Source organism: Microvirga sp. 2TAF3 (genome assembly GCF_052114965.1).
Lineage (GTDB): Bacteria > Pseudomonadota > Alphaproteobacteria > Rhizobiales > Beijerinckiaceae > Microvirga.
Genome location: NZ_JBFRFT010000030.1, coordinates 1 through 24,107, shown reverse-complemented (window position 1 = coordinate 24,107; position 24,107 = coordinate 1). Strand labels below are relative to the sequence as shown.

Below are 24,107 nucleotides of genomic sequence, written 5' to 3'. Positions count from 1 at the left end.
TCGAGCTTCTTGTAGCTGGCGATCTCCGAGCGGTCGGTCGTGTTCGCGCCGTACATTCCGTAATCGCCCTGGTGCACTTCAAACCGCATCGTGTCACCATTCTGCGAGAAGCTGTACGGACGGCCGGCATTATGAAGTTCGTAAGTATTTGGATCAAAATACGACATATGCTTATAAGCCCCTTTATGTCCATTTTTTGTGATGGGTAGTTACCAAGTATAACTACTCATTCATGTAGGTTAATGTTTTTTTTCCCTGGTGCCTAAACATCATTACTCTGGATGCATCGGCCTACTGAACGTGCTTCTGACGTAAAACTGAAGCGCGTGATCTTCGAATACTCACGGCAGTCGAGGGCTGTCTTGTGATAGGAGGACAGTTAATTGGCATTTTAAGCCAATGTTCTGAAGCGCGATGGGAATGTGTTCGAAGCTTGGCGGGAAGTAGAAGTCGGTGTGACGCAAGCGCGGCCGTATTGCAGAAACGCGGCGTCAGGGCTTCATCGAGGCGGGGCGTAGGCGTCTATATCAGCTCCGAGGAGCGTGAGTCGCCGCCACTTCGGGGGCATCCAGGGCATGCCGCACTTCGGTGGGAACTCGCGAACGGGTCCGCTCCGATGCTCTCTTGTTGGATGAGCGCCTCGTTCCATGCGAACCGAAGGTCCGCGTCAGCGAAAAACCGGGTCCCCTTTTCCGCACGATGCGCTAGGTCAAACCACAAATGCGAGATGGAGTTTCTGCCTGTAGACGCAGTCTGCCGGGAGATCAAGCCGCATTTGTACCGATATTCGGTAGCCGGCCGTCCATTGCGGTCCAAGGCAGCCTGCGCAATTTTCCGGAAAGGGCGGGCCCTTAGTAGCATCAAGGAAGGGCTCTCGGTTCCCGATGCTCAGCAAGGCGCACCGTCGCCCCGAGCCTCAATCTTTGGATGATCTTCCCGACAGGGGGCTCGTAGCGGTCGTTCAGAAAGTCTTTTGAGCGAGCATGACGCGCGGTATTCCTTGCGTATCTTGCCGAAATTCGGGATCGCGATAACCGCCCGACCTCTTGAGAAGAGCTGCAAGCTGCCGCTCCTGTCCTTCGCCGAATTCGAACGCGATCCATCCCCCGGGCTTTAGATAGGGCAATGCGTCCCGGATCACGCGCTGATGAATCGAGAGTCCATACGGCCCTCCATCAAATGCCTCCCGCGGCTCATTCTGTAGAAGATACGATCGGTCGCCTTCCAGGCGGGACGTCGAGATATAGGGGGGATTGCATATGACGAGATCGACGCGCTCACCCAGCTCCTTCAGGTCCAGCGGAGTGAAGAGGTCGCCCTGATACACATGCACTTTGCCGGCGAGACCAAGGCGCTCGACGTTGGCTCGTGCGAGCGCGACGGCGCCGTTCGTCAGATCGCTTGCCCAAACGGTGAGATCCTCCACCATGATTGCAGTGGCGCATGCAAGATTGCCGGACCCACAACACATATCGATCGCCCGGCGCTCGGCTGGAGACTGACGCAAGATTTCGACGGCGCTCCAGCCGAGAAGTTCGGTTTCCTCACGTGGGACAAGGGCATCGGGCGAGACTTCTATTTCGATCCCCATAAAGCGAGTGGCACGCGTTGCTATTTCGCTTGGTTCCATCCGAGCCGCTCCTTGGACCCTGAACAGGGCGTAACGAGAGTACCATAATGGGCATGACGGGCATTGGTGCCGGCCGGCCGAATTCAGAGAGCCTAGGCGACCGCCTCCAGGTCATCGACACGCTGACCAGCACCTAACGATGGCCGGAACGTTCGCAGGAAGAGTTCCATGTTGGCTAAGGACCAGAGGATCTGCTCGTGGTTATGGCGTGCCGAGAGATGTTGCTCCAGCATTTCATCGATCGCTACACTATCGCAAAGTTGTCGGATTTCGGACTGCGGGTTCGCCAAGAGATCCGAAATGCGATCGCGTCCATCGTTTCTAAACCACAGATCGAGCGGAACCGTGAAGCCGGCCTTCCGGCGAGCCAGGATGGATTCGGGAAGCATCTTCTGCATCATGGAGCGGAGCACCCACTTGTTCGAGACGGCTTTTTCCGGAAACGTTGCAGCGAGTGACGCGAGATTTACATCCATGAAGGGCATGCGTCCTTCGACACCGAATGCCATGAGCATTCTGTCGCCGCGTTCCAGCAGATTGTCAGGAAGCCAGGAAGTCTGATCGAAGAAGCGCGTTCGGCGTGCGCTGCCAAGCCGCGCGTCGGCAGTGAAAGGAAACGGATCGATGGGAGATGCCGGGAAGGGACGGCGGGCGAGTTTCTCGAAATTCTCCCGGGAGAGGCCTCCGAACCAGACGCGCATGCGATGGTTGAAGTCCCGTTCGCTCAGGGCTCTACCCAATACCTTGAGCTTGCGCATGGAATAGGGAAGTCGCGCAAGAACCGGAGCCAGAAGAAGCTGATAAAGTGCTGCTGGCGCCGCCTGATGATAGACAGAAACCCACGGCTCGGCCCAGTGTTTGGGATAGCCGCCCAGCAACTCATCGGCTCCTTCCCCGGACAGCACCATTTTGACGTCCCGGCGCGCGGCTTGAGAAAGCATGAACAGTGGAATGTCGGAGCTTTGCGAAATGGGAGCTCCCCGTTTTGACAGAGCATCGGGCCAGGCGTCGAAGAAGGCCTCAGTGGAGACCATGACTTCGTGATGATCCGTCTGAAATACATCGGCGACCTCGCGGGCATATGCCAGCTCGGAATAGGTGCTCTCCTTATAGCCTACGCTATAGGTCCTGACCGTCCCCGAACAGCTCTGAGCCATGAGGGCGACGATAGCGGATGAATCCAGGCCTCCGGACAGGAAGGCGCCATATGGTGCGTCGCTGCGCAACCGAATTTCAACAGCCTCCCGCAAGGCGGCTTCAAACTGCTCCAGGGATTCTTCGAGGCTGAGGCGTTTGCCGGGATCGAAGGCAAATGGCGGGGTGTAGTATCGGGTCTCTTCGAGTTTCCCTCCGTGCCAGATCGCGTAACAACCGGGAGAAAGTTTTCTGATCGATTTGAAGAGAGTGGCTGGCCCTGGCACGTAACGGTCGACAAGGTAGTTCGTGAAAGCCGTCCAGTCCAAGTCACGCCTTATGCTCTTGATGGTGAGGAGAGCGGGCAACTCGGAGGCGAAGAACACGTCTCCCTCATGTTCTGCGAGATAAAGCGGCTTTTTCCCGAATTGATCGCGGGCAAAAAACAGCTCCTGCTTTTGCCGATCGAAAAGAACAAATGCAAACATGCCACGAAAGCGGCTGACGCAATCTCGCCCCCACGCTTTGTAACTTTCGATCAGGACCTCCGTGTCGGAACGTGTACGGAACTGATGACCTCGTTCTTCAAGTTCCTTTCTCAATTCCACATAGTTATAGATCTCGCCATTATATGTCGCGACGACGATTGAATCGACGTCCGACATGGGTTGAGCTCCCCCGTCGAGATCGATAATGGCAAGTCGACGATGTCCCAGTGCGATCTGGTGCTTGTGGTGATGTGTCCATTCCAGCCAAGTGCCGGCACCGTCTGGCCCGCGATGAGCCAGATTGTCCAAGAGTCGATCGAGATCCCTTTCATGCAAGGCATGCTCGGCCGAGAGCGCCCATCCAGCAATTCCACACATCAGTGAATCTCCTTCATAAACTTTAATCGCGCTGACATGACGGATGCCCAGTGGCGCTATGCCAAACTCTCGGCCGACGATCTCAGAGCGACCGGTTTCATCGAAGGCCTGCTCCTGGTCCAGGACGCGATCATGATATAGGCGAGGGCCCAGCTCATGTTGAAGAAACTGTTCTGCATCAGGAATAGCGACTCGGTGAAATTCCCGAACAGCGCGTTGAAGAATAGGCCAGCGATGAAGGGGAGTACGATCTCCTCATCCTGGCGCACAAGCAGCAGGCCGACGACCATCTTTCCGAGAAAGGAAATGATCAGAAACATCAGGAGCGCGATCCCGACATACCCGAAGCTGATGAAAGTCTCCAGGTACCCATTATGAGCGCTGCTGATGCTCAGACGCATGTATTCCTGGAGGCGCGGCATCATCCCCTGCTCAAAGCCGGTAGAATAGCCGAAGCCAAGCCAGGGACGCTCCTGCCCCCAGGCAATGAGTGGAGTCCAGATAGGAATGCGACCGGTAAAATCAGGACTCTTGCCGAGAGCGTCGAGAACGAAATATGTCACGGGAACTGCTGCGGCAATGATCAGGGCAACCGCGATCAGCCCGAATCCACTAAAGAAGATTCTCGTCGACTTGTTCATTCTCGTCAGGTTTTTGAAGAACACGATGACCAAGGTCATGATGACGGCCAGGACTATTCCTGTCCCGGATTTGGCTCCGATCAGGCAGGCCGCTGCCGATAGAATTGCTGCGACTCTGAATATGGCGGATTTGATGACGGATTTTCCGAAGAACAGAAAGACGACCAGAGCCACGCAACTGATGCTGCCCAGGCTGTTCTTGTGTGTATAGACGCCGCGCCATAGGCCGGCATGCACAGGCTCCACCCAATCCGCCGCGGTATGCAGACCGTAGCGGGGAAATAATACGACCCAGAGAATGCTGCATAGGATGCTCACGCCGAGGGCCAGCGCGAAAACTCTCACCACTCTTACGGGAGGCAGGAGGGCGACAAGGGCTGCGACCGTCAGCAGATTGAAAAGAAGCGCGATAGATCGCCTAAGGGTCGTCGCAAAATCCGGAGCCCAGAGGCACGACAAAAAGGCCAAGGCGGAAAAGACGAAGAGAGGCCATGATGCGAGGATGGCTGCGTTAATGATCCGTCTATTGGAGAAGTATATGAAGATGATCGAGCCATAGATGAAGACTGCATTCACCCGAGCAATCGGAGAGATCGGGTCGCGGGGCGTCACCATATCGGGCTCAACGCCTGTCAACTGGAACTGGAACGCCCCCGTCGAGACAATGAGCGCATAGATAAAGAAGATTTCGAGGTACCTCGATTGGTAAGATGATGAATGATTGGCAACGGCCCCGACTCTCATAGCTGCGGCAACTCCCGTAGACAGGGATTTTAACAGACTGGCAGGCGCCAAGGCCATATAACCAAGAAGTAGGTCTGCCGCCTCTTCGTAGGCGGCTGGGGGTTGACATAAGCGGTGGCCTGTGAAGACCGTTTGATGTCGCCGATGCCTACGGGATCCTTCTCCGTTCTACAGCGATACTTTCCGACAATGAAGCGGATCTCATCCGAGATAGGTTCCCTGGCTCCGATCGAGCGCTCGTATCGTGATCTTGACGAAGAGGATTAGAGAACGGCATCTCGTCGCAGCAACTTTCGATAGATGCTTTCTAAGGCTGTCGACACGGCAGTGTCGGAAAAATACTTTTCGGCGCGGAGCGCTGCGTCCCGGGACATCTGCTCCCAAGCCTGGCTCTGCCAGCAACTTAATACTCTTGCAGCCAAAGCGCTCTCCTGTTCCTCATGGCCGAGAACGATCCCTGCTGAGCCGACCACATCGACATTGAAGCCATGCTGCGTGCACACAGGCACGCAACCCCTAGCCATTGCCTCCGTCAAGGCATTCGAGTGACCCTCTCCTGGAAATGTCGAGAGGAAGATGAAAAAATTCGCCGTATCCAGGACGGGGATGATCTCCTCCATAGAGAGAGAGCCGGCGAAAGTTACACCATCATATCCGGCAAGCTGCGCAACCAGGGCGGCTTTGACATCTTGCGGGCCCGCACCCACAAATTTGATCTGCGCCTCAGGGGCCTGACGCTTGATCTCTTGAAACAGCTTAGCGGCGCGAAACACGCCTTTGCTTGGGCAAAGTTTGCCCACATAGACCATTACGGGCGCATGACCTCGGTGCGCCGGGCTCCGTTGATTGAGCAAAGTGCTCGGGACGAAATTCGAAATGAGTTGTCGCGGAGCCGAGGGAGCTAGCTCGGCTATAAAGGGATCGTAGCTCTTTCCTTCGAAAGTCACCGCATCCGCGCTCGTGACCAACGCCCGGTACAGCATGCGGTAGAATGAGCCCCTGCGTCTGTAATTGATAATCTGGTCTCCTGCCCTCATGTCGACGACGATGAGGCGCTTCCTCCACTTTGCAATTCGAACCAGCAGAAGTTCAAACGGCAGAAAATGCCTGATCAGCGGCGTGATGTGCAGAACCTCCGCCTCTCGAGAGGGGCTTGAGAGCTTGTAGGCCATCCTCAAGAAACCGGTTGCGTAGGCAGCCGCTTTTGCGATCCGATGTCCCTGAGGAATCGGATAGGGCAGCGGCTCGACTTTGTAAGAGAGGCGCTTAAAAAGCTCGGCAAGGCGCAGGTTCGCACTTTGGAATCCTCCCAAGGCAGGTGTTCCTGGCTGTGCAATAGGGCCGCAAAGGATCACCTTCATCGGGACTTGCCTTGCTATATCTCGACCGTAGCAGCGCTTCAGTGAAGGCATTCCCAATGCGTCGGTCAAGTGCCGCAGAGGCTGCCCCACGTAGTTCGCGCTCATCTCGATACTTCTGTATGGAGCGCCTCTAGCCTGATCACCCAAGTTCTTATTGAGATTGCAAGAAGCGACAGGCGCAAGCTACAGGTTGTTCGACGCGTGAGTGATAGTCTATAAAGGTGTACCCATTTCGAGGGTTCATCCGCATACTTGGCGGCGCCAATCAGAGATCCATTCACGGATATCGCGTAATCCCTGGAAGGGCACTAACCAAAACCAGTCGACAGTGGATCTGACCCAAGCTCTTCATATGAGCTTATGCGGATTGAAAAGGACACCGTCAGCATGGGTTCTCTGCTATAGTTCAGGAGAGAGATCAGGCTTGAACACCTTAGCACTATCCCAGGTAAAAAGCTCATCGCATTACAATTTGGTATAGCTCCTACACTAGACCTCTCGACATGACCCATGGGATTTGCTGTAATAAACTGTGCCCTTTAACGGGCATTGGGCTCGTGTAATAAAACTTATGTATAAAATAATAAAAACAACATATTTTTATATAAGGATAGTAAGTGTAGTTCCCCATGCGATATTCTTCTTGGTCTCCAAGAACCGGGAAATAATAAGGCTCGATATCGCCCGTTGGAGTTGCATAGGCCATGATGACTCTGCCTCAATCGGGCTGAATATGATCTGGCAGTTTGTAAAATTTATGTTGAACAATAAGGAATTCAGAAGCTTATTCTACCGACGGGAAAGAATGGCTAGAATTTTCGAATGGCTATGCAGACCTGAGGCAACCCTTTTCATCCGTACAGAGGATATCGGCCCGGGCTTGTTCATTCAACACGGTTTCTCGACCATTATCGCCGCCAAATCGATCGGCTCCAATTGCTGGATTAATCAGCAGGTTACAATCGGCTATTCCAATGAAACGGATGCGCCGGTCATCGGGAACAATGTCAGGATAACGGCCGGTGCCAAGGTGATAGGCAATGTGACAGTGGGCGACAACGTGATCATCGGCGCCAACGCTGTCGTCGTGAAGGATGTGCCCGCCAATTGTACGGTTGTCGGCATTCCCGCCTACATCGTTCGTCGCGACGGCAAAAAAGTGCTGGAACAGCTTTAGCGCAATCCTGCTAATTGCTACTTTTCTTCGACAGGGTCCAAGCTGCCTCAGTGCTTGTTGCGCGCGTCAAAGTCGTTGAGGAGCCCGGCCTCTCCGCCTGCGGACTGCCTCAGCGCCAAAGCCAAGGTGCCTGAATGCGACCGGATCAGACTTCAACGACCGGTTCGACCAGAAGCGGCCCCATATGTTGATAGCGCGTCGCCTTTCGCTTTGCTGTGATGTCGCGCCAGATGCGAGCAACTTGCTCTGCCGTCAGTCCCGTCGCTGACGCAACTTCCTCAGCGTCGATCTCGTGATTGAGACCATAAAGGCACAGATCCATCAGATCATAAGGAAGCGCAAAGTAGAATTCCTCCTGCGTCTGCGCTAGAGACCAGGTATCGGTAGTCGGCGGCCGCCGGCGAATCTCTTCGGGCACGCCAAGATAGGCGGCAAGCTGATATACCTGCGATTTATAAAGATGCGCGATAGGCTTCACGTCGGCTGCGCCATCGCCGTTCTTGACGAAGAAACCCTGGTCGTATTCAAGGCGATTGGGCGTGCCGATCACGGCATAATTTAGTCGATCCGCGTGAAAATATTCAAGCTGCTTGCGAGTCCGTTGCTTCATATTGGTCGCAGCCACGATTCCGAGATAGACGGATGATGGCATTCGCAGCTTCTGCATCCGCCCTGTCGGATCTTGAACCACCAAGGAGGAGATGTTGTAGCCCTCGCCTTCCAGCGCGTTGGCAATAACGATCTTGCAGGCCCAGTCCGGCCCATAATCTGGTACGATCTCGCGGATGAAGGTGTCACGACGAGAATAGCAACCCATTGCCTGGAGAGGCGGGCCGATATCTTCCACAGCGCTATCGATGCCATAGGACGCAGCGACGAGACGGCCGAGCCTCAGGCTATCCGGATCGGAGTCGTTCTCAGGCATGAACAGGCAGAAAACATTCTGCGGCCCGAGCGCGCGCGCTGCAAGAGCGGCGCAGACGCTCGAGTCGATCCCGCCGGATAGCCCTAAAACCAATCCGCGCTTCCGCAAAGTTCCGCGAACTTGGTCACGCAGGGAGGCGGTGATGCGTTCGGTTTCCAGAGCCGGGTCGATGTTGAGTCGAGCAGCCGAGAAGGATGGGGCTGTGGGAGTGGTGAGCGAACTCATTCCACGTTCTCCAAAATCTCCGCAGCCAGTCTACGGCTGACCTTGCCGGTATCCGTCTTGGGCAGATCCGCGCGGAAGATCACGGCTTTCGGCACCATGAAATCCTCCAGATGCGCGGCGCAATGGCGAATGATCTCGCGCTCCGTCAAGGTGGCGTCTTCCACCACGACGATGGCCCGTAAGGCTTGACCCAGGATGGGATCAGGCACTCCCACGACTACGGCCTCGATGATGCCGGGGCAGAAGTGAAGCACCGCTTCGACCTCCTTGGGCGCGACTTTTTCTCCGCGTGTCTTGATGATGTCGTCCTTGCGGCCGACAAAGTAGAGGAAGCCTGCGTCGTCTTTCTGGAAGAGGTCGCCTGTGTAGAGCACCTTTTCCCAGGGATTGGGGCCCGGTCGGAGCGCCCGGTTCGTCGCGACCTCGTCCTCCCAGTAGCCTTGCATGACATGCGGGCCGCGGATCACCAACTCGCCAACGACACCAGGCGGGACCTCGATCCCTTCTTCATCAAGAACGAAGGCCTCCGTGTTCGGGATGGCTATGCCGACCGATCCTGGCCTGCGGTCCAGTTCTTCCGGCGGTAGCCAAGTGCAGCGTTTGCACTCCGTCTGACCATACATTGAATAGAGGCGAACGCCCGGGAACAGCTCGCGCAGCCGGGCAATATGGGCCGGCGGAAGCGCCGCAGCGGTATTGGTGATATAGCGAAGGTCGGGAAATGTGCCCGGCGCAAGATCCTTCATTTGCAGGATCAACGCGGCCATCGTCGGAACCAGTGGCAGACCCGTCACATGCTCCTTGCGCATCAAATCGAAGATTGCCTGCGGAAAAGCGAAGGATTTTTCAAGGACCAGCGTGGCACCCATCTTCACCGCCATGATGAGCTGGTAGAGTCCGTAATCGAAGGCGATGGGCAGCACATTGAGGATAATGTCTTCTGGTGTGTTGCGAATGTATGTGGTGATCGATGACGCCGCCGCCTCGACATTGCGGTGGCTCATCATCACGCCTTTGGGACGGCCCGTAGAGCCTGATGTATAGATCAGCATGGCAAGATCGCTATCGATGCCGCCATGAGCAACCGGCTTGGCGTCACTTCCTGCGACCAAGGCCTCGAAGGAATATGTACCAAGCGGTGCTTCAGCCGCTCCGCCCGTTACGACTGCTAAACTGACGCTCGGCGCATCTGTGATTGCAGCTTTCGCGACCGAGGCGAGTTTCGGTTGTGTCAGTACTGCGCGCGCCCTGCAGTTTTGCAGGATATAGGAGAGCTTATCGGCCTTCGTCGACGGATTGACGGGGCTGAATACCGCACCGGCCTTAAGTACGGCGAAAATCGATACCGCCGCTTCCCACGCATTATCCATGAAGACGATGACGCGATCACCGCGAACGACGCCGTTCGCGGCGAGTGCAGAGGCCAGCCGATCCGAGTAGGCATCGAGCTCGGCATAGGTCAGCCGTTTTCCTCCTGCTATCAAAAAAACTTTATCACCGTGGTGGAGGGCACTTTCTCGCAGGAAGTTCTCGATGCGCATCGTGGATTTCTCGATTGTTGACGAATCGTCTTAAGCCGCCGCTGCCGCCGCCGCGTCCAGTTTGCGGGCAACATAGGCGCTAAGATCGGCAATGGTATCGAGGTTAGCGGGCACGATCTCGGAATCTGCGACGGTAATGCCGAAATGATCCTCGAGAAAACCGACCAGTTCCAGAATTCCTGTCGAGTCAACCAAACCGTTCTCGATCAACGACGCCTCGTCAGGTATCAGGCAGCTCGTATCGCCAAACAGGAAATTCTCTACGACGAAGGCGCGAATGGCGGATGCGGTGTCGGTCATTACACTTCTCCTTTTGTCCTTAAGCAGCTTGAATTTTGTGGGTACCTGAACGCGTAGCGAAACTACGATGCCATAGTTGCGTCGACAGGATGCCGACGAAAGCCGTGTTGTCACGGAAGCTGACATCTTCTTGGCGACGGCACTTAGCGTATAATTTGTCGACTGCCTGCGGATTGAACAATCCCGTGGCGGAAATGGCACCGGGTGAGAATGCTGCAGCGATGTAATTCGGCGCATCCATGGTCGTGAAGCACTGGCTGTCGGGTGCACGGTAGGGCTGCTTGGTGCGCGCATTGATGGACGATGGCAGGAGATCCTTGGTCGCCTCGCGCAGGATATGTTTTTCTCTCAGCCCTTTGAGCTTCATCCCGGCCGGAATTCGGGCTGCGAACTCGACAAGACGATGGTCGAGAAATGGGAACCGCCCCTCAACGCCGTGAGCCATGGCCATCCGGTCTCCCTGGCTGGAAAGGATGTACCCAGGCAGCAGGAATGACGTTTCGATATACTGCGCCTGGTGCAGCGGGTGCCAGCGGCCGTAATCGGGGGGCAGGCGTTCCGCCAACTCTGCCGCTGCGTCGTAATCACCCAATGTCGCACGCAGATCACCAGAAAAGAATATCTTTGCCGCAGCCGTGCTCCGCAATCGCGGCCGGTGAGAGAACAGTGGATCATCGAGGAGTGCAGGCCCCGCCCCGAAAAAGGCCGCAAGATATTCCGGGCTTTGCTGCTTGAGGCCGGGAAGATAGGAATAGAGCCTGCGGAACAGATGTGGCCGAATATGGGAATCGGGTTGGCGGGCACAAAATCGCCGAACCGACGACTCCTTGAAGATATCGTACCCTGCAAAGACCTCGTCAGCTCCCTCGCCGGTAAGGACGACTTTGAAGCCCTGATCGCGCACCAACTGCGAGAGCAGATATAAAGGGGCGGGAGCGGTGCGGATAACCGGGCGCTCCATGTGGCGCACCACATCAGGGAAGACATTGGCAATGTCGCTGTTGTGGCAGGATATGACGGAGTGGCGTGTTCCAAGCGCGCTCACCATCTCGTCCTGCTGTGCACTTTCGTCGTGCTCTTCGGAGTCGAAGATAACGGAATAGGTCCGCAGCTCCGGCACCTGTCGCGCCGCAAGGGCGCTGGTAATCGAGGAATCGAGTCCGCCTGAGAGATATGCTCCGACGGGAACATCGGCGCGGAGGCGGATGCGGGTGGCATCCTCAAGGAGCGCGCGAAGTTCTTCGATAATTTTGGATTCGGAACGCTCGTCGCGAGCCTCGGTTCGATCGGGGAAAGTCAGACGCCAATAAGGCTTCACCATCGCGCCATTTCGGTCGACGATCATGATATGCGCAGGTGGTAGCTCGGCGATATCTTTGAAAGGCGTGCGTGGTGCAATCGGAGCCCAAAGCGTAAAAATCTCGTCAAGGGCAAACGGATCGATCTCTGCTTCAATGCCGGGAACCTCGAGCAACGCCTTGACTTCGGAGGCGAAGAACAATGTTCCGGCCCGCATCGTGTGAAACAGTGGGCGAACGCCCATCCTGTCACGGGCCAGCATCATTCGATGGCGGCGCGCGTCCCAGAGCGCGAAGGCGAAGTCTCCATTCAGTCGTGTGACGCATTCGGGCCCCATTTCATCATAGAGGTGCAGGATCACTTCGGTGTCGGATGACGTCCGGAAGTGCCGGCCAAGCGCCATCAGCTCATTGCGGAGCTCTATGTAATTGAAGATCTCGCCATTGAAGCTGATCCAGAGATCGCCGGCCGCGCTCCCCATAGGCTGCTGGCCGTTCGCGAGCCCGATGATCGAAAGGCGCGCGTGTCCGAGCCCTGCGCCATTGCTCACAAAGGTACTCTGTTCGTCGGGGCCGCGATGAGCAACGGTGCCGGTCATAAGTTGCAGAAGAGAGCGCCCCACCGCAGGGTCCAACCCGTCTCCGAAGTAGCCAGCGATACCACACACGGTGAAGTGATCCCTTCCATCTTGGAATCTTGAAGCTTACCGAAGCTCACCCGTTAAAACCATTCAGCCAGAAGAGGTGCGGAAGGCCTTGCCTGTTCTGCTAAATTCCCTTCTCTTGTTCCAGTCATCTCCGATAAGGCGCGTCCACGCTTCTCCCGCAAGGCCGTTGAAGAACGCATCTCCTGTCAGGAATGGTTTAAGCAAAGCGGGATTGCGCGAATGAACGACGGTCGAGCAACGATGGGTGAAAGCGCAGCGACGAGTCAGCATCGCATCGAGGAGCGCAGGCTGTGTGCGCCCTTGCAGTGCGACAAGGCCGGACTCAGCGGCGTGTCCGATCAAATGGTCGACGACAGACCCGGCGTGACCAGGAGTTGCCAGGACCTGGAGGACGTGGCCGATCCGACCAGGATCTCCATGGTAAATAAAGGCACCGACAGGCGTGCCATCACGCATCGTGACCATGCGGCGTGTCATTCTGCCATACTTTTTCTTTTCCGCAGCATCCTTGAGAATGCGGCGCAGCCCTTCCTGCGACCAACGCGGGTGAAGTGAAAAACTCGCCGTAAACCGAGGGATGAGCTCGTATAGCACCTCATCGTCGATCTCAGAATCCGTAAGGAACCCGGTATGCGATATGTCCGATCTGATAGGAACACTTGACCAGCGGAGTTCCGGGCCGCTTGCCCGTCGTCGGGCCCACCTGTCCAAGAAACGGGCGAGCGGGGATAAGCTGCGTGCGGCGGCAGAACGGTTGGCAAGGAGCTCGACGAGAAATCCTGCCGGATTGATGAGGCGAAACCAATCCAGACTATAGCTTGGCAGAACGATTCCGCGGAGCTTACGCCACATACTATCGGTGATGTCGCTCGCAGTCTCGCCAAGTGAGATGTCTTGCGGGCCTGATAGGAAGGTGCGTAGAAGACGTGCCCCTGCGACAGGGTCGTCAGCATGACCATCGACCATCAGACATGAACCGATAGCAGCCCTCAGCGGCGTTCCATTCAGTGACATGGGCAACGCCAATGCGCCCATGAAGCCGGTAACGCTGCCACCGGGCTTGACGTAGATCTGCGACCTGATCTCGGGATCCTGATCGGGGGCCTCCAAAAACAGAGACATCAGATAGTCGCTAAGGGTATGTGGTGCAGGAGCTGTTTGTTTGAGAATCACGCGCTGGAATAGATCAGCAACGGCAGGCACATCTGCAGCCGTCAAAGGTCGAATTTCACTCATAGTCTCGAACTGACTCCTTAGAAATCGACCCGACTTCGGCTTAGTCACGGACGCCATATGGAGCCCGTGTAATATCCATTCAATTCCTGTTCCTCTCAAAGGTCATAGGTTATTTGGAGGGAGAATATAGAAAAGACGAGGTAATCATCGCGATAGCTCCGCGTGGTCACTTCTTCCCATCATCTGGCGAGAAGTGGAGCAAGTTGACGGTGGTAAGATGTCTCCTTAGAGATCCCGAGCCGCCTGATCCGTTTGCCTATGACAGCATATCGCTAGGTCGCCGTCCCGATTCCATTTCTTGACACAGCGGTCGAGGCAACCGAATTTTGAGGCCTTGCGGAGACTGGGAACCTCAGTGTGAAGATCAGCATCATCATCAAGGCTCTGAATGAAGAGGCCAATATCGCTCGCACGATTGAAAGCTGTCTTGGTGCTTTGGAGCAATTTGAATTTGACGGTGAGATTCTGCTTGCCGATAGTCTGTCTAACGACAAGACCGTCGAAATCGCATCGTCTTACCCCATTACGATCATCCAACTCAAAAGCCTTGCCGACCGTGGCTGTGGAACGGCACCACAGCTTGGCTATCAATATTGCTCGGGCGAGTTCATCTATCTGATCGACGGCGACATGAGGCTTCATCAGAATTTCTTGCCTGCCGCAATACAGGTTCTCGAGCAGGATGATCGGCTTGCTGGGGTTGGCGGCATCGTCCGGGACATGCACCTCGACAACCATGAGTTTATGTCACGTGCTGCCCGCGCGAAGAAAGACTTGCAACCTGGTGAAGTCGACCGCCTTGATGGAGGAGGGTTGTACAGGCGCTCAGCGATCGAGAGCGTAGGATATCTCTCCGATCGGAACCTTCACGCTTTCGAGGAGTTTGAGCTTGCCGTGCGGCTGCGCGCGAAAGGCTGGCGCCTGGCGAGAATTAATCAATTAGCCGTGGACCATTTCGGTTACAAGATCGGGGCATATCAGTTGCTCTGGCGGCGTCTGACAGGTGGGTATGCCCTCGGGGCCGGCGAGATTGCGCGCGCGACTTTAGGACGCTCCACCTTCCCGGAAGTCGTGCGAAAGATACGCACGCTCTGGATCTCCGGAATTGTGGTTGCCTGGCTCGCCTCTCTGTTGCTCAGCTTTTGTTTCGCCCTCGATCTAACATATGGCGTTGGTGTCTCAGCTATTATCCTCATTTTGCCGTTGGTATTCATGTCGCTGCGGCGTCGTTCGCTGCGACTCGGACTTTATGCGGTTGCGGCCTGGATGGTTTTTACGATTGGCACAATCCGAGGACTCGTCCGAAGGCGCTTGGATCCAAGTGCATGGATCCCAAGCTCCGTGCTGAAAAGCAGAATGAAGGAATTGGCGTGATATTTCCTGGACCTTTGCGGCCTGATGAATAGACAAGCCTGGGAGACCGAAGCATCCGACCTCGAGGGGACGTTTCGCTTTGGAAGCGAGGCTGAATCATTCAGCGAATTTTCCAAAATATTTGGTATTATGAAGATTGCCTTGTTTTATGAAAAACTATCACTGACGTACGACATAAGGGGTATCTCAAAAGAGGTAGTTCAAAATCACTCGGTCAATTATATCTAATTATGTTATCTTATACTTAAGTTTTGGAAGACTATAACCTCGATTTGCTGATCGGTGCCATTGACCGAACGGGAAACATACTCAATAACTTTGACGTATCTTTTCTTATCGGTAGGTTGATCATATGCTTAACAGGCCCGATCGGCTCAAATTTGAGACAACGGCATATCCGGCCGAGCAAGAGGTAACGGTCGACCTATCCGATGTGCTGAATTTCCTGTCTCGTTATCGATACACAATCATCGGAATTGCAGCGGCTTGCTTGCTGCTCGCAGTTGTCTATCTCATCCTTGCACCCGTTCGCTATGCTGCAACTGCCCAGGTCATTATCGATCCGAACCGGGTTCAGGTCGCTCAGCCTACCAATGTAGCTGAAGGCCCACTCGATGCTTCAACGGTTGAAAGCCAAGTGACATTGCTGAAGTCCGGCGGTGTGGCGCAAACGGTCGTTGCCAATCTCGATTTGACGAAGGACGAAGAATTCGTTCCATCGAAATCTGGTCTCTTACGATCCGTTCTGGCGTTCGGGGCCGGCAAAGATGAATTGGAAATTCCTGCGGATGTGAAACAGCAGATAGCTGTTCAACAGTTGCAGCGCGCTCTCTCCGTGCAACGCGTCGGAATTAGCTACGTCATAGATATCGAGTTCCGTTCGACCGACCGGGCGAAATCCGCGCGGATAGCAAATGCCATTGCGGAAACCTATCGATCCAGCCAGATCGAGGCCAGAAACGATGCGGTCCGGCGCGCCAATGTCTGGTTGGAAGAGCGTTTGGCTGTCATCCGAGCAGAAACATTGACTGCAGAGAAAGCGGTTCAGGATTTCAAGAGCCAAAGCAAGAGCCTTGATTCGGGTGTGACATATTTGGATCTGGAAAGTCATGCCCAGTCGTTGAGACGAGTCTATGAAAGCTTCCGGCAAAGGTACCTTGAGACTAGCCAGCAGCTTTCATTCCCGATTGTAGAGGCCCGGATCATCACTCCTGCCACGCCGCCGCTGAATAAGAGTGAGCCGCGATCGACGATTACTCTTGGGTTGGGGGCCATTTTGGGCCTGGGTTTGGGAATTGCCGTTGCGTTCATTCGTGATCGCATTGCGCGGTTGAAATCCAAGGGAATCGATCGATCAGAAGTTAGAGTTGCTCTCGATCGACGTCGGAACTGAAACCCAAATGGAGTTGATGGCACGCGTGGCGGCCTTTGCTGTCAGCGCAGCAGTCAAATATATTGAGAAGGGTGTCTGCATGCGGATCAGAAACACGATATCCCGGTGTGGTGTGGCTGCATACTTTCTTTCGGGCATGCTGGGTATCCCCGCTGCCTTTCTATCCTCGCCTGCTCGAGCTGAATTTCTTCTTGGCGCAGGGGACGTCGTCGAGGTCTCGGTTGCCGGAATTCCTGCTTTGGCAACGCGAGCCACAATCGACCTTGATGGGAAAGTGACGCTGCCGATTGTCGGAAACATTTCTGCAAGTGGTATCTCGATCGATGCCCTACGTGGGCGCGTACAGGCAGAATACTCCAAGCGAGCCGTCAGCCTGAGAGAGCCAGATGGCAGGACGACCATCACGCCTGTGTCTCCGGAAGAAGTTACGGTTAATGTCGCTCAGTATCGGCCTGTCTATATCTCTGGCGATTTGGCAAGAGTCGGGGAGGTCGCATTCCGTCCAGGGTTGACCGTGAGGCAGGCGGTTGCTGTTGCGGGTGGATATGATGTCGTGCGCTTCAGGATCAACAATCCATATATGGATGCCATTGACTTCAAGGCTCAAGAAACATCCCTGCTCGACGAGTTGAAACAGGAAGAAGAGAAGAAAAAGTATTTGCAGGCTGAGCTGGATAGGCTGCCGGAAAAAATCAATCTTGATGAAGAGGTAAAAGTTACGTCACCTCCACAACCGCAAAATTCGGGCAGTCTTATCTCGGAGCAGATTCGAGCACAGACAGATGACTATGAAAGAGAGATTTCCCACCTTCGTGGCGCCTTCAAGCAACTTGCGATGCGTGCCTCGTTGCTCGACGAGCAAAAATCACGAGAGGAAGAGGGCAGCCTTGCCGATAATCAGGAATTCGAGAGAGCGAAGGCTCTTCTGGAAAAAGGTACAACATCAACTCAGCGGGTAACGGATGCGCGCCGTGCCATGCTGCTCTCCGCGACACGTGCCCTGCAAACCGGTGCTGAAGCATCTCAAGTAAGAATGGCTCTGGATGAGATGAGTCGGACCTTGCAGAGGCGTCATGATGAGCGCCGCATACGGTTGTTGACGGAACTTCAGGAGAGTCGCACGAAGTTCGTCCGCCTTCAGGCTCAGTTGGCCGCTGCCCGGCAGAAGCTGGGCCTCGTCGGCGGAATGAAGTCCATGTGGAGCAATGGAAGAACCGGCGAGCCTGAGATCGTCGTCTATAGGAACGCCAATGGCAAGGAAGAGAAGTTCGTCGGATCCGAAGCCACGCCGCTGGTCCCCGGAGATGTCGTCGAAGTCGCTCTTCACGTCGATTGAAATAGCTTTTTTCGGATTCTGAAGCGCATTGTCCGGTGAGCAAAAGAAGATTCGCTTTCCGAACGAGGTGCTAAGGTCGCTATCGACGGATGGCTTTGCCATATCCCGGTTACGATTCACCCGAACATACGTTGGTCGACCCTGGCGAGAGGCAGATATGCCCTCTAGCGCACAGCATAATTTCATTGGTTACGGGTGGCTATTATTGTGGGTCTCTTTTGAAGCAGAAGAGTTCCTGATCTGCCGCCTCGCATCCGTCGGCGACTTTCCAGCCCACCGCTGGAATGCATGAACGAATGAACTTGCTTCCGTATAGCCTAAAAGCCATGTAATTTGAGATATCGAGAGTTCGCTGTTCTGAAGATAACGCTCGGCAAGAGCGGACCGCAACTCATCCAGGACAGTGCTGAAGGTCAAGCCTTCCTCAGCAAGACGTCTGGAAAGCGTGCGAGGGCTCATGCCGAGATCGCTGGCGATATTCCCGATGTTGACGGTGCCATGTGGAAGACGTGGAGTAATTGCATTTTCGACGCGGGTCCGAAGTGGGTTCCGACTCAATTGTCGTCTTGCAATGGCTTTTTCGTAATCTTCAACCAGAAATCTGTTGAGGTAGGGATCTGCTGTGACGAGAGACAAGTCGGCTGCTTGCGGTTCGAAGGAAATCCGATCCGTGGAAGCACCGAAGTTCAGGCTGCAAGCGAAGTAGCGCTCCATTTCAGAGAGATCCCCTTCGTGTCGATGAACGAAGCCGACATAAGCTGGTATTAGCTCACGGTTGGTAAAAAACCGACTCTTGCGAAGGGTGCATGTAATCCAGAATTCCATTTCATGGCGGTCAAGATGACGTTCTACGCCGACATATTCGAAGTCGATCGTAAAACTGTTCGCCCTCTGGTACGAGATTCGAAGCCCCTCATTGACAATTGAACTGTAGTGAGCTTCGCGGGCAATCGCATCACCGAGCTTCTCAGATGAAGCCATGACATAGTAAAATGAGCCGAGTTCGCGAATATCAAAATCCTGAGCGATATGAAAACCGAGGAGGTTGTCGTCAAGTACCTCTGCGATCATATTGAGGAAGAGAATTTGACTTCGAGCGCTGACGCGGACATTCGACTCACTTATCAGCGTTGTAGGAAGACCGGCCCTATTAAGAATGGGGCCGACATCTATCTTAGCTTGGATAGCACGCTCTGCAGCAAGTCTTGAGAGCACGCCGACGGCTGTTGGGAGCGCCGCGAGGCCTTTTCTTATGGGATGGCTCACTTTTTCCTGTGGCATTGATCCGCCTCGCCGCAGGAGGCCAGTATCTGATTTTTGGAAGGGGGCGGCAAGACGCAATGCGGGCAGCGGCGTTGCAATTCCGGGCAGCAGACGACGTTTATATTCTGATTTCCGATCGGGCTGGGTTATTGCCCTGACGACAGCCTAGATCACGTCCAGTCACGGGGCCGCCGAAGGGCACTCGCTCATTATCGCTGTCCTACTCGACGCTCATTTTCCCGCACAAACGCCAGAACTAAGAGCAGCGTGCATGCCACCCATATAATCGACGTGTGATGACTTTTAAGAATCTCTGTCGGAGAGGCAGAAGTTGATTTCCGCTTCAGGAGACATTTCCGGCGAGAACTACATCAAGAATATCCGATCGGCATTCGTACAGAACCAGTTCTCAAGGATGGCCAATGCCGGATTTGGTATTCATCATGAAATGATCCATCTCAGTCGTGAAGTCGCTGAGTTCGTCGACATGATCATCAGAGGGAATAATACTAATTCGCACTGTCAATGTTTCTTGGGTGTCAATTTTTGTATTAATTCTAATGCGGGTTGCTTCGGAGAGCGTTCCAAATTGACATGAGAATGGGGATTTCTCGATGAAAAATTCCATGCTTTCCAATTCGTCCGATGGAGGTGGAATGAAGCGGGCAAGAGGGGCTCCGTTACGGAGAAGGAGAAGGCCCTCGCTGTCCGACTTGATCGTAATATTCGGGTCGAGAAGGAAGCAGATAGTCGTGTCAAACTGGCCCTCAGATCCGAATAGGCGGTCCTTCACAAAAATATCACTCTGATTACGCTCGATGGTTCTTTCATGAATGACGCCGAAGCGGCGTAAAAACCCATCATGCTGTGCTTTAAGCTTCCAATTTGGCCCTTGCTCTAAGAGCGTAGGGTAGCTCGCCGCTTTGTGATGCCAGTTGAATGCACCGGATGTCAGACTCTGGCTTTGCCCGTTGATCTGAAGCGTATTGTGGGCTGCGCTGGACCTAAGGAATTCTCTCCGCTCCCGTCCTGCGTGATACAGATAGGTACCCGCATCGACGAGGACTGGAAAGTTATCGATCGTAAGCCATAGCGCCAGAGCATCGGCATGGCCATGCGCCGCTATCGGCCCAAATCCCAGAGGCCCATAATCATAAGTCAAGTGGACTCGCCGTCCGGAAATGGTGCCGTGAAAGATCGAATAACCACCTTGTGTGAAATGCGTGAAATGCTCTTCCCGCGTGTGAATCGAAGCAGGGCTTTGCAGCAGAATATTGCGGAGTTGAAAGTCCCTCGCTGCAGGAGCAAGGTCCGGCTTATTCAAGAGGCCTGCGACAGCTGCCACGACAGAGGCAACATAACGGGCCTCTCGGCAAAGTGGTCCTGCAATGACATGTCCCTCGTCATTATCGCCGATGTTCGGCGCAATGCCGTTATCGTCAAGGAAGGCTTTCAGCGCGTGGGCTGGCCTCTCAAGGGAGTTTCGATCAAAACGTATGTCTGCAGGAACATCGTCGAGAACGAGCGCGCCGACAGCAAGCATTTCAAGTGTAAAGGCCGCATAGCTCGGTGTTTGCTCGACCCCAATTCCATCAGAATAGAATTGAGAATGAGGAGCTTGCCGCAAGATCTCTGCTCCTTGCGAGAGGTAGATCGACCTGCATGCTAGATCCGGCACGAGCAATGCGCCTGTTACCAGACCCAAACCCTCGGCGACATGGTGATTGTTCGCAGAGGAGAAAAGCGAAGGGTTGCGGTGAAGCCAAAAGACATGCGCTGCGACAAACGAGCGGAGCTGTCTTTTATGTTCCTTGGAAAGATGGTCAGAAACACATGCTACGACGAAGGCAACCGAAACAAGCCGTAGCGCAACTTCAATCCCCGACGCCCAGTTGAGGCCACGGAAAGGAGGGTTGGCCTCCATCCATGACGAAAGGATCTCCATGATCCAGGCAACTCTCTTTGGAGAAGGGTCCAGAACATTCATCGCGGCAATGGGTTGCAGAAACTGGAGGCGATTGAGTTCCCAAATGAACTTCACATCGTGGCATCGCTCCGGATAGCGATACTCGACGTCAAAGCAAAAAGTCTCGACGCCAGGCCATTTTTCCATAGTGATGGGATCGGTAAACCACAATTCCGGTGCCAAGGAGGTTACCAAATCGACCGGCCACGAAACTCCAAGAAGCGTGAGCGTGCCGGCTTCAATCTCTAGCTCTGTATCGCGGATGGCATTCACTGCTTCCACAGGCCAGGGGGCATGGAGAGCCGAAGCCATAGACCGGATAGGTCTTAGCTCGCCGGGCGGCAGATCGAACTTACGCCATCCAGAGCGGTCGAAGCGCCATCTGGCTCTGTGTATCTGCTCCCGCACGCGGTGGAGGATCTCAGGGCCACTCATCGAGCGGATGCGCCTGAGATACCAACGATACTTGTCGGTTCTTAACATGAGCTGCGATTGGATTTTTCGCACAGATCGTAACCCTCGGCGCCTTACCAAGTTGGTGCCAAGCACATACGCTAGTATAGTTCGGGAGCGCCTCCAACAACATGGTCGACGAGCCGGCCTTTATCGAGACAGGTTCTGCTGTGTACGATCCGGTTGGCACATGGAGATCGAGCGAATGCATCTACCTCTTTAGGATAGGTCTATCACCCGAATGACCCATGTCTTAATGCAAGGAAGCGGATCGCATCGGCAGTCGTGACAACCAAATTATGTGTTCCGCAAATGAGCGTTGACATACTGCCGACGCAGCTTTCGCGCATACTCGGCAACGTATGATCTTCTTGTTATCTTGGTTGGGAGATGAGCCTGTTGTCGCTTCCGAAACTCTACTGGAGTAAGATCCACCGGCTCATACATATCGGGAGAGTATGCAATCATGAGACGTAGCGCGTCTCGGATCGCAAAAGGAAAAGTCCCAGCTTCGTCGTTCCTTTAGTCCTTTACCAAGTTGCAAAGGGGGGCGGTTGACTACTTTCCTTGTGCTTCGTAGCGTTCGCTAGGATGCGTATATCAGGTGACTACCAATGTACTCCATCCAGTGCTGCCACCTTATCTTAAGTTGAGCTAAATTCTGCCCGTCAGTCGATAGTATCGTTGTACTGGAACGATCTGAATGCACCAGCATCCGACATTAGTTCGTAGATTGACAACGTCAGCCATTACGCGTCTTGGCGTTCTGATCCTAGGCTTGGCCTTTCAAGTACTCCTCGCCAAAATCATGTTGCCGCAAGAATATGCCATATTCGCATTGGCGCTTGCTGGATCGAGCCTGTTCATATCGATTGCCTCGTTAGGCATCAGCCGGGCAATTTCTCGTTTCTTGCCTGAGTTGATCGTGAAGGGAAATAAGGGGACCCTGAGACATGCCATTGGCCGCGCGGCGGTATATAGGCTGGCAAGTGTCTTCGCCGTAGCGGGCGTGACCTGGTTTATCTTGGGGTTCTATCCACTCACTTCCGGCCTTTTGCACGAGCCGAGCCGCATCATTATCATTTTTTGGTTTGTGTCACTGTTGCTGCAGCTTGAGGCAGAAGCTGTTGCCTTGGCTTTGATGGAGCACGACCTCTGGTCGGTCGCCAGCTTGCTGGAGATCCTCGTTCGGTTATGCGTAACGTTATTTATTTCTGTAACGAGGGGGCTCGATGCTTCAGACGTAATCTTCATATGGTTGCTGACATCTGGAACCTTAGTTGTTGGAACTCTCTTTGTCATTCTGGCCCGTCGACATCGATACTGGATGATGAATGTTGCTAATAGCGGGGCTCATGCAGTGCCGAGTTTCAATCCGCGTGTGCAGCACGCTTTCGCATTAGGGATTTACGTTTCCTCCTGCGCTTGGATGGCCACAAGTCCTGCTGCGCTTCGTCTCGTGAGTGCCGCTTCTCTCCCCGTTATCCCTCTCGCCGCGATCTCCTTTGTTCAAGGGTTGATCTCTTCGGTTCAACGGGGGCTCCCCGTGCACCTCATGGCGCCTACTTTGGAACCGCTTCTCATCAGTAAGAGCGCAACGAGCGGAAAGATCTCGGATGCACTGCATATCCTTAGTCTCCTTGCAAAGGCGGAGACGGTCCTCATCCTGTTCGGTATCGCCATCATCACTCCAATCGCATCAGTGATGCTTGGAATTATCGCAAGGCCGGAATTCGCTGCATATGGGTACGTCATTCCGATATTGATGGCGCAGGCGTTGGGGGCAAGCTATTACCGCGTTTTGGAAATTGTTGCAGGCATGGCTTTGCGGCATCGCACCTTTACGCTCGTCGCCCCACTGGGATTGATCTGCTTGTTACTGGTCTTTCTGACCACCCCTTACTTGGGTTTGACAGCGGTTTTGTTGTGGCCGAGCTTTGAGGTAACGTTCAGGTTGCTTATCATCCGAATGGCGCTTCGCTCCAATGGTGCAGAACAGGCTCTTGATACGGGGCGCTTGGCCCCACTGGTTGCCGCAACCGTTGCCCTGCTCGTCCTGGGGCATCTTGTTGCCGCTGAGTTTAATTTCGGCACGGCTGCACGGTTCGCCACGAGTGTAGCGACAGGCTTCGGCTTTGCCTTGCTGCTGTTCATTATTCGCCCTATCCGCTCCGAGGAATATGTTTTGACGGCTTCGACATTCCCGAGGGCCAATCGAACGGTGCTCAAGGTTCTCAATGCGCTTGTGCACTGATGTGCGGTGTTGCTTAAATCTCGTCCGGATTCGAACGAGACTATGCCCTTGGCGTGCTCACTAATAAGCCCCAAATCGGTCGCCGCCATTTATCCGCATCTGTCGATCGTGGAATGGATTGAGCTCTTTTATCGCGCCAGAGAGCTTAGGAAGCGTCTCTTGAAAGTTAACGAGTCCCCTTGACCATATCGAAGCCGGTGTACTGGACGGCCATGCTTTCCGAAGCGGTCGAGCGGTAGACGCCTTCCTTCCAGTACGGGCCGACCTGATCGGGATAGCCGAGCGCGCCGTTGTAATGGACGAGCTGGGTGCCGTCGCGCCA

At 54.5% G+C, this 24,107-nt stretch carries 16 protein-coding genes; 5 read left to right on the top strand and 11 right to left on the bottom strand.

Features of this window, described 5'->3' with window-relative positions:
• Window positions 1–961 precede the first annotated feature (961 nt).
• From AB4Y97_RS20270 to AB4Y97_RS20255, 4 genes are all read right to left on the bottom strand, one after another.
• A complete protein-coding gene (locus AB4Y97_RS20270; RefSeq protein ID WP_442000852.1) occupies window positions 962–1,630 on the bottom strand; it encodes a N5-glutamine methyltransferase family protein in 669 nt (222 codons plus the stop codon).
• Between the two features lie 92 nt (window positions 1,631–1,722).
• Window positions 1,723–3,630 carry an asparagine synthase (glutamine-hydrolyzing) gene (asnB, locus tag AB4Y97_RS20265; RefSeq protein ID WP_442000851.1) on the bottom strand — a complete coding sequence of 636 codons (1,908 nt, stop codon included), beginning with the start codon at window positions 3,628–3,630 and terminating at the stop codon, window positions 1,723–1,725.
• A gap of 56 nt (window positions 3,631–3,686) precedes the next feature.
• Window positions 3,687–4,886 carry an O-antigen ligase family protein gene (locus AB4Y97_RS20260; protein WP_442000850.1) on the bottom strand — a complete coding sequence of 400 codons (1,200 nt, stop codon included), beginning with the start codon at window positions 4,884–4,886 and terminating at the stop codon, window positions 3,687–3,689.
• Between the two features lie 392 nt (window positions 4,887–5,278).
• Window positions 5,279–6,376, bottom strand: coding sequence for a glycosyltransferase family 4 protein (locus AB4Y97_RS20255; RefSeq protein ID WP_442000849.1), 1,098 nt, complete (start codon window positions 6,374–6,376; stop codon window positions 5,279–5,281).
• 805 nt (window positions 6,377–7,181) lie between these two features.
• Here AB4Y97_RS20255 and AB4Y97_RS20250 point away from each other — a divergent pair.
• Entirely contained in the window at window positions 7,182–7,553 is a 372-nt protein-coding gene (locus tag AB4Y97_RS20250; RefSeq protein WP_442000848.1) for a serine O-acetyltransferase, read from the top strand.
• 145 nt (window positions 7,554–7,698) lie between these two features.
• Here the strand turns inward: AB4Y97_RS20250 and nadE are convergent, their stop codons facing one another.
• From nadE to AB4Y97_RS20225, 5 genes are all read right to left on the bottom strand, one after another.
• The gene (gene nadE / locus AB4Y97_RS20245) at window positions 7,699–8,703 is read right to left on the bottom strand and encodes an NAD(+) synthase (RefSeq protein WP_442000847.1); all 1,005 of its coding nucleotides are present in this window, start codon (window positions 8,701–8,703) and stop codon (window positions 7,699–7,701) included.
• On the bottom strand, window positions 8,700–10,244 hold the full coding sequence (locus tag AB4Y97_RS20240; RefSeq protein WP_442000846.1) for a class I adenylate-forming enzyme family protein: 1,545 nt from the start codon (window positions 10,242–10,244) through the stop codon (window positions 8,700–8,702). Before AB4Y97_RS20240 ends, nadE begins: the two co-directional genes overlap by 4 nt.
• 30 nt (window positions 10,245–10,274) lie before the next feature.
• Entirely contained in the window at window positions 10,275–10,544 is a 270-nt protein-coding gene (locus tag AB4Y97_RS20235; RefSeq protein ID WP_442000845.1) for an acyl carrier protein, read from the bottom strand.
• 19 nt (window positions 10,545–10,563) lie between these two features.
• A complete protein-coding gene (asnB, locus tag AB4Y97_RS20230) occupies window positions 10,564–12,510 on the bottom strand; it encodes an asparagine synthase (glutamine-hydrolyzing) (protein WP_442000844.1) in 1,947 nt (648 codons plus the stop codon).
• 63 nt (window positions 12,511–12,573) lie between these two features.
• Window positions 12,574–13,746 (bottom strand): hypothetical protein, encoded by a 1,173-nt coding sequence (locus AB4Y97_RS20225; RefSeq protein ID WP_442000843.1) that lies wholly within the window; start codon window positions 13,744–13,746, stop codon window positions 12,574–12,576.
• Window positions 13,747–14,103: 357 nt separating this feature from the next.
• Between AB4Y97_RS20225 and AB4Y97_RS20220 the strand changes: the two genes are divergently transcribed.
• The 3 genes from AB4Y97_RS20220 (at window position 14,104) to AB4Y97_RS20210 (ending at window position 17,849) form a co-directional block, all read left to right on the top strand.
• Complete coding sequence (locus AB4Y97_RS20220) at window positions 14,104–15,120, top strand: glycosyltransferase family 2 protein (protein WP_442000842.1); 1,017 nt, start codon at window positions 14,104–14,106, stop codon at window positions 15,118–15,120.
• Between the two features lie 352 nt (window positions 15,121–15,472).
• Window positions 15,473–16,513, top strand: a complete 1,041-nt coding sequence (locus AB4Y97_RS20215; protein WP_442000841.1) for a GumC family protein — start codon at window positions 15,473–15,475, stop codon at window positions 16,511–16,513.
• Entirely contained in the window at window positions 16,488–17,849 is a 1,362-nt protein-coding gene (locus AB4Y97_RS20210; protein WP_442000840.1) for a polysaccharide biosynthesis/export family protein, read from the top strand. Before AB4Y97_RS20215 ends, AB4Y97_RS20210 begins: the two co-directional genes overlap by 26 nt.
• 189 nt (window positions 17,850–18,038) lie before the next feature.
• Here the strand turns inward: AB4Y97_RS20210 and AB4Y97_RS20205 are convergent, their stop codons facing one another.
• The gene (locus AB4Y97_RS20205) at window positions 18,039–19,130 is read right to left on the bottom strand and encodes an AraC family transcriptional regulator ligand-binding domain-containing protein (protein ID WP_442000839.1); all 1,092 of its coding nucleotides are present in this window, start codon (window positions 19,128–19,130) and stop codon (window positions 18,039–18,041) included.
• Between the two features lie 391 nt (window positions 19,131–19,521).
• Window positions 19,522–21,390 carry an alginate lyase family protein gene (locus AB4Y97_RS20200; protein ID WP_442000838.1) on the bottom strand — a complete coding sequence of 623 codons (1,869 nt, stop codon included), beginning with the start codon at window positions 21,388–21,390 and terminating at the stop codon, window positions 19,522–19,524.
• 844 nt (window positions 21,391–22,234) lie between these two features.
• Here AB4Y97_RS20200 and AB4Y97_RS20195 point away from each other — a divergent pair.
• Entirely contained in the window at window positions 22,235–23,785 is a 1,551-nt protein-coding gene (locus AB4Y97_RS20195) for a hypothetical protein (protein WP_442000837.1), read from the top strand.
• Window positions 23,786–24,107 lie beyond the last annotated feature (322 nt).

Coding starts and splice junctions, on each gene's coding strand:
- AB4Y97_RS20270 (WP_442000852.1), bottom strand. CDS start 1,630: ATGGAACCAAGCGAAATAGCAACGCGTGCCACTCGCTTTATGGGGATC.
- asnB (WP_442000851.1), bottom strand. CDS start 3,630: ATGTGTGGAATTGCTGGATGGGCGCTCTCGGCCGAGCATGCCTTGCAT.
- AB4Y97_RS20260 (WP_442000850.1), bottom strand. CDS start 4,886: ATGGTGACGCCCCGCGACCCGATCTCTCCGATTGCTCGGGTGAATGCA.
- AB4Y97_RS20255 (WP_442000849.1), bottom strand. CDS start 6,376: ATGAAGGTGATCCTTTGCGGCCCTATTGCACAGCCAGGAACACCTGCC.
- AB4Y97_RS20250 (WP_442000848.1), top strand. CDS start 7,182: ATGGCTAGAATTTTCGAATGGCTATGCAGACCTGAGGCAACCCTTTTC.
- nadE (WP_442000847.1), bottom strand. CDS start 8,703: ATGAGTTCGCTCACCACTCCCACAGCCCCATCCTTCTCGGCTGCTCGA.
- AB4Y97_RS20240 (WP_442000846.1), bottom strand. CDS start 10,244: ATGCGCATCGAGAACTTCCTGCGAGAAAGTGCCCTCCACCACGGTGAT.
- AB4Y97_RS20235 (WP_442000845.1), bottom strand. CDS start 10,544: ATGACCGACACCGCATCCGCCATTCGCGCCTTCGTCGTAGAGAATTTC.
- AB4Y97_RS20225 (WP_442000843.1), bottom strand. CDS start 13,746: ATGAGTGAAATTCGACCTTTGACGGCTGCAGATGTGCCTGCCGTTGCT.
- AB4Y97_RS20215 (WP_442000841.1), top strand. CDS start 15,473: ATGCTTAACAGGCCCGATCGGCTCAAATTTGAGACAACGGCATATCCG.
- AB4Y97_RS20205 (WP_442000839.1), bottom strand. CDS start 19,130: ATGCCACAGGAAAAAGTGAGCCATCCCATAAGAAAAGGCCTCGCGGCG.
- AB4Y97_RS20200 (WP_442000838.1), bottom strand. CDS start 21,390: ATGGCTTCGGCTCTCCATGCCCCCTGGCCTGTGGAAGCAGTGAATGCC.
- AB4Y97_RS20195 (WP_442000837.1), top strand. CDS start 22,235: ATGCACCAGCATCCGACATTAGTTCGTAGATTGACAACGTCAGCCATT.